This is a genomic window from Tepidanaerobacter sp. EBM-49, assembly GCF_001896645.1.
Lineage (GTDB): Bacteria > Bacillota > Thermosediminibacteria > Thermosediminibacterales > Tepidanaerobacteraceae > Tepidanaerobacter > Tepidanaerobacter syntrophicus.
In genome coordinates, this window is the sequence record NZ_MPPE01000005.1 from 78,277 (window position 1) to 90,843 (window position 12,567).

The following is a 12,567-nucleotide window of genomic DNA, read 5'->3' on the forward strand; positions in this document are numbered from 1 at the left end:
AGGCAAGCTTTTCAAATAGGAAAGATTTTTTTATTTCCATCAAAATAATAAATTTCTCTGCGAAAGATATAATTTATTTCAAACTCGAAGCCTACAATCCTTTCTAGCACAGATATTATTACTGAAGGGGAAATGCTGCCCTCTTGGCCAATCGAGAGCTTCATAAGAATTTTTATTCCTTCACTGTTGCTTTCAAGAACTTCAATGCTATATATCAAGGGAATGATGTTCACTTGCTTTGCACCAGATTTTGACTGTTTTTCAATAAATATTTCTTTACTGTTTTCAACTTCTTTAATTGCGTTTCTTAATTTAGCTTCATTATTACTTCCGTCCTCGATGCTTACTACATAAGATGCAGCATTTAGAGAAGAAAGCGGCAGCTTGTTATCGGCAACTTCAGCCTCGAGGATTTTTATTCCGATGGGTAAAACATTATTTAGGCGAATCATAACATCTCTTGGCAAAATCTCCTCGTCAAATTCGCAGTCCATATATTCGCTGCAGCTGGTAGTGCCCACTGGCAGAGCTGGAGTAAAGGTCATTTTGGGCCTTGGATTAAAGCCTTTGGTGTATGATATGGGAAGATTAGCACGCCTAAAGGCCCTCTCAAAAACCCTTATTACATCCAAATGAGAAATAAACATTACCGAACGGCCCTTTTCAAATTTCAATCTTATTTTCACAGTAATCACCTGCCTCAAGCCTGTTTACACCGCAGCCACTACAACGAATTCTACAATCAGGAGTCGTTTCGCCTTTTTCTGATTTCTCAAGTTCTTTTTGCAAAAATCTTTTATTAATGCCTATATCTATTATATCCCACGGAAATATCTCATCTTTCTCTCTATAACGATATGCATAAAAGTTAGGATCTATGCCTGATTCATCAAATGCTGAAACCCATTTTTCAAAAGAAAATATGTCATTCCAACCGTCAAACTTGCACCCATTGTCGTGAGCGGCTTTTAGAACCTTGCCTAGTTTTCGATCACCTCTTGAAAAAACAGCTTCCAAAAAACTTAGTTTCCCTTCATGCCAATTGTAGGATATATTTTTGTTCTTTCTAAACAAACTCTTTAATAATCTTTGCCGCTCGTCAATTTCTTCAAGCGTTATTTGAGGATACCACTGAAAGGGCGTAAAAGGTTTTGGTACAAAAGTTGATGTGCTTACATTTACTCTGAGTCCTTTTGTATTTCCGTGTACTTTTCTATAGACATCAACAACTTTGTTGGCAAGCTCCGCTATTCCTTTTGTATCTTCTAAAGTCTCCCCTGGAAGTCCTATCATAAAGTATAGTTTAACTGTATTCCACCCTGATAAAAAAGCGTCATGAGCCGATTTTAGAAGATCATCTTCCGTAACGCCCTTATTTATAATGTCTCGAAGTCTTTGAGTGCCGGCTTCAGGCGCAAAAGTAAGGCCTGATTTCCTAATTTCCTGCACTTTTTTAGCAAGTTCTAAAGAGAATGCATCAATTCTAAGAGATGGCAGTGACAATCCCACTTTACTTTCACGAAATTTTTCGGTTAAAGATTCAGTCAGCTGTTTAAGCTGCGAATAATCACTGGTGCTAAGGGATGTAAGGGAAAGTTCTCCATAGCCGGTGGAGGCTATAATATCTTTGGCCATTTTTTCTAAAATATCGGCAGATTTTTCTCTTACAGGTCTATAAATCATGCCAGCCTGGCAAAAGCGGCATCCATGGGAACACCCGCGAAAAATTTCAAGAGGAGCTCTATCATGGACAATATTAATATATGGAACTATAAAATCCGTCGGATAGTAGGCTTCATTGAGGTTTGCGATAAGCCGCTTTTCTATTTTGGCCGGAAACTCATTAGATTTTGGCAAAATGCTTCGAAGCGTCCCGTTTTCATTGTATGTCACGTTATACAACGAAGGAACGTATACACCTTTGATTTTAGCTATTTCTGTTAAAAAGTCTCTTCTTGGCCTGCCGTTTGCTTTAAATATCTTGTACAAATCCATAATTTCCACTATAGCTTCTTCAGCTTCGCCTATTACAAAAAAGTCTATAATATCGCCTAGAGGCTCCGGATTATATGCACAGGGCCCGCCTGCAATTACTAGAGGATCTTTATCACATCGCTCGCTTGAGAATATAGGGATTCTTGCAAGTTCTAACATGTTTATTATGTTTGTATAACTCATTTCGTATTGAAGAGTAAAGCCAAGAAAATCAAAATCTTTAATAGGAGTTTTAGTTTCAAGGCTAAAGAGCGGTATATCATATTCTCGCATCAAATTTTCAAAATCAACCCATGGCGCAAAAACTCTTTCTGCATAAATAGTCGAGTCTTCGTTTAACAAGTGATATAAAATCTTAATGCCTAAATGAGACATACCAACTTCATATATATCAGGAAATGCCAGCGCAACGTGGACATCTATATCCTCTTTACGTTTTAATATGCTATTGTATTCATTTCCGGTATATCTTGCAGGTTTTGAAACTTTAGGCAAAATCTTTTCCAATAGTCTATCTAAAGTCAAATTTTTTCCTCCCAAGTTTAATAAAGATAGTTTTACGCAAACTATCTTTAAAATTTAAAATAAAATTTTCTGCCGTCGCATTCCTACATTAATAACTACTCCTGCTGCCATCATATTCATTAAAAATGAGCTTCCGCCATAGCTCATAAAGGGCAGAGGTATGCCGGTTACTGGCATTATACCCATGTTCATGCCCATATTTACCAAAATTTGAAATAGCCACATTGAAACTATTCCTACAACCATATATGTTCCCAAAAGGTCTCTTGCCTTAAATGCTACCCTTAGAGAATAGTAGATAAGGACAAAATAAAGTAGAAGCAAGGTCACTCCACCTATAAAACCAAGCTCTTCTCCTAAAACCGCAAAGATAAAATCTGTATGCTTTACAGGAAGAAAGTTAAGCTGATTTTGAGTGCCTTTGTAAAGACCCTTGCCAAATATCTTACCTGACCCTATTGCGATTTTTGACTGAATAACATGATAGCCACGCCCCAACGGATCTAGATAAGGGTTAAAAAAAATAAGGATACGATCTTTCTGATATTCTTTTAAGAAATGCCAAAATATCGGCAGGCCCAATAATCCACAACAAATAACCTCGCCTAGAAGTTTGTAGCTCAAGCCTGCAGCAAAGGTCATGCCAAAACTTATAGCTGCAAGAACCAAGGATGTGCCCAAATCTGGCTGTTTCGCTATAAGCAGCATGATAGGCGCAATATGCAAAATCACGGAAACTAAGTCCTTTGGTGTGTTTAATGATTTCTTTTTTTCTAAGTGACTGGCCAGAGTAATAATCACGGCTAGTTTTGCAAACTCAGAAGGCTGCAGCGTAAAAGGACCTATATCAAGCCAGCGCTGCGCGCCTCCCCCTTTTTCTCCTGCTAAAAGAACCAAAAGTAATAAAAAAATGTTTGCTGAATAAATTATTTTATACCAACCTGAAAAGGAATGATAATCTATTGAAATGACGGCCAGCATCAAAATAGCACCGACGCAAAACCAGATTATCTGCATTCTGGTAGTATAGAAATTTCCGCTGGTTGTAGCATTTGTTGCGCTGCTTATCATTGTTACGCTTAATATTGTAAGTAATATTATAGCAATCAAAATAGGATATTCTACATTTTTTAATAATTTCTTATCCATGAATTTACTATCCTCCAAACCCCTCCGCTATTGAGTTAATTAGTAAACTTCTCAGCAAGATTTGCTATGGTTCCCAGTAAATTTCAATCTCATCTTGATCTTGTATCGGGTCTGCAAATCCTGCATCAATACCGTTGATTTTAATAATTAGCCGTCCTGAAATGCCTTCAGGTTTAAAGGATATAAGGTTAAAAATGTCGCTTAAAATTAGTTTTCTTTTTTCAACCGTTATCGACGCTTCATCAGGGATATCATCTTCCGGTTTCATTATAGTGTCACCGTTTTTTATGATCGGATCTATCGTAAAATCTCTTCCATTTATTTTCAATCTCAGTTTATCTTCTTCTGAAATATATTCTCTAATTTTTGCGTTTGTACTAATCCCATCTTTTGCCGGCATGAAATTTATTACGGCGCCATCATAGACAGGCTCGTTTAAGTTTACTGATTTCCCGTTTATAGTAACAGATGCCGGTTCTGCCATTTTCCCCTTTATTATTTTTAATTTGCCATTTAGTTTAAAAGTTTTTGCCATGCCCGGCCGCCCAAAAATTTCCGCCGATGATTTTCCTGCATACAATAGCGCATTTAGAACTGTAGGGTTATTTTGTGCAAGAATATTTACAGGTTGGTCATCCACATAAACTTTATAAGAAGCTAAGTGCGCTCCCTTAATTGAGTTTACTGCAATACCTATGGGCGTTATTGAAAAAGGTCCTGTTAAATCCTCTCCTCCTGAAATATTTGTCAGGCTTTCACGACCCTTAATACCGACTCTTTCTTTTGGAATTTCTAAATTTGCTGCAATTGCTTCGCACAATCCGGGCATAAGGCTTCCGCCTCCTACAAGTAGGACTGCGGCAGGAGCTTTACCGTTAAGTTCAAAAATTTTGCGTGCAATATTTGATGAAATTTCGTTTATTGTAGGCCTAACAGCCTCAATTATTTTATCACAATCGATCTCTCTTTTGCTACCTAAGATATCTTGAAATTTTACTTTTCCATGCTTTGATAATTCGCGCTTTACTCTTTCCCCTTCTTCGAAACTGAGCAAAAACTCCTCACAAATTCTTTCGGTAATTTCGTCTCCCGCCATTGGAACCATTCCATAGGCAAATATACTTCCATCTCTTGATATAGCAATATCCGAAGTTCCCGCTCCAATATCAACAAGAGCCACATTCAATTTTCTCATTCCCGGCAGTATAACCACGTCGCCTGCCGCAATAGGCTCTAAAGTCAAACTTTCCAACCCTAACTTACATTTGCTCAAAACAGTAAGAATACTTTCAACAACAGCACGAGGAAGAAAAGTAGCTACAATTTTAACTGACATACTTTTTCCCTTTTGTCCTAATAAACTGTCCAGCGGTTCATCTTCCAAATACCATTTTATCGGACTAAATCCAACGCAATAGCAATTATCTAAGCTTCCCAAATTGCCTGCTTTTTCTCCTATAAGCTTAATGGCTTTGGACAAAGCCTCAGTCTCTAAGCTGCGAATATCTCTATCTGTTATCTCTATAAAAGGCGAAATTTTTCTTTCAGCAGCTGCTTCTACTGTATAGAGCGCTCTTCCGGCTGCTGCCACCGCGGCTTTTTCTAATTTTCGGTTTAGAGTTTTTTCCAGCTGGCTCTTTACTATATTTACGCTTCTTGATACAGCTTCCACATCATGGATTCTGCCGTCATACATCGCACGGCTCTCATGTTCAATAACCTTATTTGCAAGAATACTATATGTTTTACCTTGGCATTCCATAACTAATCCAACTATGGTTCTTGTGCCGATGTCTAAGGCAAAAACTTCCTGTCTTTCCTCGTTCAAAAAAACTTCCTCCTTTAGAACTTGGATGAGTGTTTCACTTTTTTTATGGGAATATTTGCAACCAGAGCCGGAACTTCCACATTATCTTCACTTTCCATGCTTGTAAGTTTAATTTCTATGCCTTCTTTGTCAATTTCCATATAGTTTGAGATCATATCTACGAGTTGCCCTTTTATCATTTCAAGAAATTCCGGGGAGGCATTGGCGCGATCATGGACTAATATCAATTGCAATCGCTCTTTCGCAATATCTTTACTTGAACTACTGGTTTTCTTGAAAAATTTGAAAAAATCCATCAAAAACTCACCCTCTCTTATTTTGTGTGAGCCTTTAAGCCAAAAAATTGCCTTAGTTTTTCTAAAAATCCTGCTTCGGTTTTTTCTTCAGTAATTAGCGGCACATCTTCGCCTTCAAGGCGTCGAACTATATTTCTATAGGCCTGCCCTGCCTTAGATGTCTCATCGGCCACTGCAGGTTCGCCTTTATTAGTGGAAATTACTATCTTTTCATCTTCAGGCACAACTCCAAGTAAATCGATGGCTAGAACATCTATCATGTCGTCCACGTCCATCATATCGCCGCGTTTTATCATATCAGGTCTTAAGCGATTTATTATAAGTTTTGGCTCTTCAAAGCCTGCTGCTTCCAGCAATCCTACTATTCTGTCGGCATCTCTTACGGCAGAAACCTCAGGAGTTGTAACAATTATTGCTCTGTCTGCACCTGCAATTGCATTTTTAAAACCTTGTTCAATTCCGGCAGGACAATCAATTAATACATAATCAAAATCTTCTTTCAGCTCTTCACATATTTTCTTCATTTGATCAGGGCTTACTGCTGTTTTGTCTTTTGTCTGCGCTGCGGGAAGAAGATAAAGGTTTTCAAAGCGTTTATCTTTTATTAATGCTTGTTTTGTGCGGCATATTCCATTTGCTGCATCAACAAGATCGTATACTATGCGATTTTCTAAACCCATGACTACATCAAGATTTCTCAAGCCTATATCGGCATCCAACATCACAACTCGTTTTTGTTTGTACAGTGCAAAGCCGGTTCCTAAATTTGCGGTTGTTGTGGTTTTCCCTACACCGCCTTTTCCAGATGTAATAACTATTACTTCTCCCATTAATGCCCCTCCCATTTATTTAAAATCACAGCGGTTCTATCACTATAACATTATTCTTCAAGCGTGCTATTTCAGGAAACAAAGGTCCGTCTTCCCGTTCTTCCGGAGGTCTTGCGATAACACCTGCTATTCTCAGTTGAGTCGGTTTTAGTCGAAAAGCCGTTACAACAGCGCTGCTATCTCCATCAGCGCCGGCATGAGCCATACCGCGAAGAGTGCCCATAACTAGAATATCGCCTGCTGCAATAATTTCGCTGCCGGGGTTTGCATCCCCTAAAATAACCACACTCCCGTTATAAGCAATTTTTTGCCCTGAGCGTATGGTCTTTTTCAGCAGAAGAACCCTGCTTTTATTCGGTTTTGGAAATATCATGGTCTTAGGAGAGCTGGCTTCTTGTAAATTCATTCCAAAATCTGTAAACAATTTTTGCAATTTTTCATACTCCTCATTTGATAAATTCCGATTTTTTGCTTGTATTCGCACATTTCCTCCAGAAAAAAAATTGCGGCTGTTTTTGAGTTTTTCGTAAAGCGCTTTTTGTAAATCATCAAATTCTAAACTGTCATCAAGTATTATACTGATGCCTTCTTTTGTTCCCTTAATAACAACAGGATCGTTTTTCACGCAAATCCCTCCAAATAGCAGCGCTTTAATTACTTTATTCTTCAAAAATGTAACAAATCCTTTTTTTGATTGCAAATAAACAGAATCTTGGGATTCCGGTTACGGTTGAACAAGATAGTCTTCCGCTGTATCAGTCTTATCGTTAAGATGAAAGTATTCCTCAAATATTGCTTTTGCCACAGGTCCACCGGTAGTTCCTCCTGAGCCTGCTTGTTCAATAAATACAGCCACGGCGATTTCAGGGTCTTCATAAGGAGCAAACGCTACAAACCAACCATGAGGGTCTTTTCTTACATCCCATTCAGCAGTACCGGTCTTTGCAGCCACTGAAATAGGAAATTTTGCAAAAACGCTTGAAGCTGTTCCTCCAGGCAGTGCAGCTGCGCGCATGCCTTTTTTGATTATTTCAAAAGTCTTCTTCGAAACATCATCAACTTTACCGCCGATCTCTGGGTTCTTCTCTAGAACTGTGTCGCCGTTTGAATCAACTATGGATTTAATTAAATGAGGTTTCATCCAAAAGCCTTCATTTGCAACAGCCGAAATATAGGTTGCAATTTGAATAGGTGTAAAGCTTTGATATCCCTGGCCGATAGCGGCATCTAGCGTCTCGGCAGGGTACCATATTTGATCTTGAGGATTGCTAAAGGTTTTTTTCTTGTATTCACGGCTTGCGACAGTTCCTGCTTTTTCATTTGGAAGTTCTATTCCTGTAAGACTGCCTAGGCCATACATTTTTGCATATTTTTCAAGGTTATCTATTCCCACTCTGCGGCCCATTTCATAAAAGTATACATTACAGGATTGGGCAATAGCTTTTTCCATATTTACGAGACCATGGCCCCCTGCCTTCCAGCACTTCTTCGGCAAAATAGTCCAGTAAACACCTGTATCTCTAATATATTCTTTTTCGGTAGTTACCTTTTCTTCCAAGGCAGCCGTAGCAGTAACCATTTTAAAAACGGAACCTGGTGGGAATGTGCCGCTAATGGCAAGGTTCAGCATTGGGTTAAGTGGATTCTTTGATATTTCTTCCCATTCCTTTTGGCTTATTCCTGTTGCAAACATATTTGGATCAAAATCCGGAACACTGGCCATAGCTAAGACTTCACCTGTTTTTACATTAAGTGCTACTACCGCCCCTCTTTTGGCATTTGGATATGGTTTATATTTGTCTGTCTGAAGCTTTATCAACTGCTCTTTTAGGGCAGTTTCAGCAACCTGCTGCAATTTAATATCAAGAGTTAAATTTACGGAGTCACCGGGTGCAGGAGCCTTTTCACCAAGAACTTTTATCGGTTTTCCGGATGCATTGACTTCTACTTGTTGGCCGCCATCTGTGCCTTTTAAATAGGGTTCAAGCACTTTTTCCAAGCCCATTTTACCTACTACATCCCCAGGGCGGTAAGTACCGTCTTTGTCTGCCTCTAACTCTTCTTGGCTTATCTCTCCTACATAGCCAAAAACATGAGATGCTGTATTTCCATAAACATAGTTCCTTAAAGGCTCTACTTCTATAACTACTCCAGGAAGGCGGCGTTCTTCTATTTCAGCGATAGTCTGAAAATCTACGTCTGTCTTGAGTCTTGCAGGCTTATAGCCTTGACCCCTAACCTTGTTCTTTAATGTGTCATATTTGTATGACACAAGAAGCCGGGTTCCGGCAGGTTTATCGATTACGAGCTTTCCTGTGTTTAAATCTGCTTTATTTATTGGAATTTTTTCTCCATTTTCTCCATCTATCACTGTAATATCCGAGGTATCAATTTTTCCATTGCCGTCAGCGTCTCCCACCGGCAATTTACTCAGAAATATTTCGCCATCTTTACTAACAGTATATTCTTGATTTGATATATCAGTATAAAGAGGAATATCCAGAATTTCTCTTAAAGTCTTAAAAACTTCTTCTTGTTCAGACTCCTCAGCTTTTATGCTCATATATGAAACCGTAAAACTCGGCCGGTTATTTACTAATTCTCTGCCATACCGGTCTCTGAAAATTCCCCGCGGTGCCGTTATTGGAATAATTCTAATTCTATTTTCTTCCGCAAGTTTCTCATATTCATCGCCTTTTATTATTTGAAGATTAGAGAGGCTTATTAAAAGCACTAAAAAAATTACTAGAGCGGCGCCAAGTATAATATTTAGACGTTTTTGGAGTTTTTTTACGTCCATAAAAATCCCTCAAGATTAGTATTTTAGATTAAAGTAGAAGTCAAAAAAGTCTTCTATTCTATAAGTCAATAAGTAAATTAAAGGAGATATGATCATATTCGCGAAAGGCGGCAAAATAACTGCCGACATTATATATTGGGGAGAACTTGTCAACTGGCCGGTAAAAAGAGCAATAACTACAAAAATAAACTTAAAAATGACAGAGCCTATAAAGACTAACATCATAGTTATAACCGCTCTACCTTTATAGAGGTTTTTAGAACTAAGACCTACAATGTAAGCCGACACTGAAGTTGCTATTGTATTCATGCCTATAAAAGTTCCAAAAAGCGCATCTTGTAAAAATCCACTTATAAAGCCTGCTGTAAAACCTGATCTTTCATTTTTTACCATCGAAAGACAAAAAGCAAAAATTAGCGGCAGATTAAGGCCGCTTGTATAAGCTCCGAATAAGTTTGAAAAGGTTGCCTGAATAACAGTAAGAACAATAATTAGCAAACCATACACTAAAGTTCTCATTGGGCAGCCCCCTTTTCGCTTTTAACAACAAAAACCCATTCAAGTTTTAGCAAATCTGCGGCAGGTTTTATTATGGCGTACTGAGTAAGCTGATGTGATTCCTTTTGAGCTTCGACAATCTCACCTACAACAATACCTTTTGGAATTATCCCCCCAAAACCGGAAGAAATTACTATATCGCCTTTTGCTATATTAGCATCCTTAGATAAAAAATCCATTTCCAAATAGCCTTTTTGTACTTCGTTTATGCTTCCTCTTACTATTCCATTATCCCGCGTTCTCTGAAGCATAGCGCTTACAGCACTTCGCTCATCAGTGATAAGCATAACTTTAGAGGTGTTTGCAGTAGCGCTTATAATGCAGCCAACTAGTCCGTCATTTGTAATAACCGCCATGTCTTTATCTATACCCTGGTTTTTCCCTTTGTCGATTAGTATGATATTAAACCAATCGTCAGAGTCTCTCCCTATTACTTCAGCTGTTTCAAGGTCAAATTGAAGGTTTTTCTCTTTCAGGCCCAGCAGTTTTCGCAAGTCTTCATTTTCCCGTTGATATTCTAGAAGATTTTGCTTATAGCGCTGTAATTCTGCTACCTGCTTCTTTAAAGCTTCATTTTCTTCTTTTAGTTGGAAAATTTGCGGTATGAATTCGATTTTTTCCTTTATACTAAATCCGGCTGTCGAAAGCGCTTTTTGGATAGGGCTAAGGAAAGTCAATATAGGATTTTCTATAGCCCTAAAAACATCATTCTTCTGCAGTGTTATGCTAATCATAGCAACTAACATAATTAACGCTAAAATCCATATAAGCCACTTTCGATTACTAGACAAGTGTCGCAAGAACACCACAACCTTTAACCTACTTTTTTAGGTGAAATCAATACGCGTTTCAGTGTATCCAATTCTTCTAAAACTTTACCCGTTCCCATAACTACACAATTCATCGGTTCATCGGCAATATGAACAGGCATACCGGTTTCTTGATTTACTTTTTTGTCTAGGCCTGTAAGCAGAGAACCGCCGCCGGTCATAACTATCCCCCGGTCCATTATATCAGCTGCAAGTTCAGGTGGAGTTTTTTCAAGGGTTGTCTTAATTGCATCAATAATACTATTTACGGTTTCTTCTAATGCACCATTGATTTCTTTTGCAGTTATTGAAATCGTTTTGGGCAGACCGGTTACTAAGTCGCGTCCGCGCACGCTCATATTCTCTATATCTTTATCTAATACGGCAGAACCAATTTCTATTTTAATTTCTTCTGCTGTGCGCTCGCCTATCATAAGATTATACTCTTTTTTGACATAATAGGAAATAGCTTCATCCATCTCGTTGCCGCCTATGCGTATAGATCTGCTGGTAACAATGCCCCCAAGTGAAATGACTGCAACCTCGGTCGTGCCCCCTCCTATATCGACAATCATATTTCCTGCCGGCTCATATACCTCAAGGCCTGCACCTATTGCAGCCGCCATAGGTTCTTCTATCAAATAAGCCTCACGAGCACCTGCTTGAAGCGTAGCATCGATTACGGCTCTTTTTTCGACTTCAGTAACTCCCGAAGGTATGCCTACCACTACTCTTGGTTTAATGAAGTGCCTGCTTTTAAGTGCTTTTGCAATAAAGTATCTTAACATATTCTCTGTTATGTCAAAATCAGCTATAACCCCATCTCTCATAGGTCTTATAGCAGCTATATTACCGGGCGTGCGGCCAATCATTAGTTTGGCTTCCTCTCCTACGGCTAAAACCGCTCCGCTGTCACGCTGGATTGCAACTACAGAAGGTTCGTTTATAACAATGCCTGCACCTTTTACATATACTAAAGTATTTGCCGAACCTAAATCAATTCCGAGATCATTTGAAAATATGCTAAAAAAACCCATTCATTTTCCCCTTTCCTTCTTACACAAACATAGTCTTTCAAGTTTTTACATTAGATTTCGTTCCCTTAAACTAAAAATAGAATCATTGCCGATTATTATGTGATCTAGGACATTTATGCCTAAAATCATTCCGGCGTCTACCAATCTTTTAGTAATTTCAATATCCTCTTTGCTAGGTGTTGGATCTCCGCTTGGGTGATTGTGCACCAAAAGAATAGAAGCGCTGCTTCTTCTTATTGCAGGTTTAAAAACTTCCCTGGGATGTACAATTGAAGAATTTAAAGTCCCAACTGAGATTTCCTCTACGGATATAACGTGATTTTTTACATCTAGCAATATCGCTCTAAAATGCTCTTTTTCAAGAAATCTCATCTCTTCCATAAGTAAATACTTTACATCTAGAGCAGTCATTATAGTAAATTTTTCTTTGCGTTTATGAGAAGATATTCTTCTGCCCAGTTCAACTGCTGCTTTTATTTGAATGGCTTTGGCTTTTCCTATTCCTCTTATTTTCGAAAGTTCCTCTACGCTAGCATCAACAACATAGTCAAGCCCGCTTTTGCCCATATCGCCTTGTAATATATTATGTGCCACATCCAGTGCGGATTCATGGCGAGTTCCTGTTCTTATCAAAACAGCTAAAAGCTCGGCATTACTTAGCGCTTTAGCCCCATACTTCAATAAACGTTCCCGTGGGCGTTCTTCAGGCGGCAAATTCTTTATCATGACATCATTACCCA

The 12,567-nt window shown here is 38.5% G+C and carries 12 protein-coding genes; all 12 read right to left on the minus strand.

Annotated elements, in window-relative coordinates; translation table 11 throughout:
- Positions 1–11: 11 nt before the first annotated feature.
- The 12 genes from BUE08_RS01090 to radC all read right to left on the minus strand — a co-directional run bounded on the left by BUE08_RS01090 (position 12) and on the right by radC (position 12,553).
- The gene (locus BUE08_RS01090; RefSeq protein WP_286680140.1) at positions 12–686 is read right to left on the minus strand and encodes a TIGR03936 family radical SAM-associated protein; all 675 of its coding nucleotides are present in this window, start codon (positions 684–686) and stop codon (positions 12–14) included.
- On the minus strand, positions 664–2,520 hold the full coding sequence (locus BUE08_RS01095) for a TIGR03960 family B12-binding radical SAM protein (RefSeq protein ID WP_286680141.1): 1,857 nt from the start codon (positions 2,518–2,520) through the stop codon (positions 664–666). The genes BUE08_RS01090 and BUE08_RS01095 overlap by 23 nt, the downstream gene beginning before the upstream one ends.
- Positions 2,521–2,574: 54 nt before the next feature.
- Positions 2,575–3,669: a rod shape-determining protein RodA gene (gene rodA, locus BUE08_RS01100; protein WP_286680142.1), complete on the minus strand. Its 1,095-nt coding sequence runs from the start codon at positions 3,667–3,669 to the stop codon at positions 2,575–2,577.
- 64 nt (positions 3,670–3,733) lie between these two features.
- Entirely contained in the window at positions 3,734–5,497 is a 1,764-nt protein-coding gene (locus tag BUE08_RS01105) for a cell division FtsA domain-containing protein (protein ID WP_286680143.1), read from the minus strand.
- 14 nt (positions 5,498–5,511) lie between these two features.
- Positions 5,512–5,793 carry a cell division topological specificity factor MinE gene (gene minE, locus BUE08_RS01110; protein ID WP_059034315.1) on the minus strand — a complete coding sequence of 94 codons (282 nt, stop codon included), beginning with the start codon at positions 5,791–5,793 and terminating at the stop codon, positions 5,512–5,514.
- 17 nt (positions 5,794–5,810) lie between these two features.
- On the minus strand, positions 5,811–6,623 hold the full coding sequence (gene minD / locus BUE08_RS01115; RefSeq protein ID WP_059033687.1) for a septum site-determining protein MinD: 813 nt from the start codon (positions 6,621–6,623) through the stop codon (positions 5,811–5,813).
- A 25-nt stretch (positions 6,624–6,648) separates the two neighbouring features.
- Entirely contained in the window at positions 6,649–7,248 is a 600-nt protein-coding gene (minC, locus tag BUE08_RS01120) for a septum site-determining protein MinC (protein ID WP_059033685.1), read from the minus strand.
- 99 nt (positions 7,249–7,347) lie between these two features.
- Entirely contained in the window at positions 7,348–9,423 is a 2,076-nt protein-coding gene (gene mrdA / locus BUE08_RS01125; RefSeq protein WP_059033684.1) for a penicillin-binding protein 2, read from the minus strand.
- Positions 9,424–9,438: 15 nt separating this feature from the next.
- Positions 9,439–9,942: a rod shape-determining protein MreD gene (gene mreD / locus BUE08_RS01130; protein WP_213995768.1), complete on the minus strand. Its 504-nt coding sequence runs from the start codon at positions 9,940–9,942 to the stop codon at positions 9,439–9,441.
- Positions 9,939–10,787, minus strand: a complete 849-nt coding sequence (gene mreC, locus BUE08_RS01135) for a rod shape-determining protein MreC (protein ID WP_286680174.1) — start codon at positions 10,785–10,787, stop codon at positions 9,939–9,941. The genes mreD and mreC overlap by 4 nt, the downstream gene beginning before the upstream one ends.
- Positions 10,788–10,795: 8 nt before the next feature.
- Positions 10,796–11,827, minus strand: a complete 1,032-nt coding sequence (locus tag BUE08_RS01140) for a rod shape-determining protein (RefSeq protein WP_213951111.1) — start codon at positions 11,825–11,827, stop codon at positions 10,796–10,798.
- A 45-nt stretch (positions 11,828–11,872) separates the two neighbouring features.
- The gene (gene radC, locus BUE08_RS01145) at positions 11,873–12,553 is read right to left on the minus strand and encodes a RadC family protein (protein ID WP_059034313.1); all 681 of its coding nucleotides are present in this window, start codon (positions 12,551–12,553) and stop codon (positions 11,873–11,875) included.
- Positions 12,554–12,567: the final 14 nt, after the last annotated feature.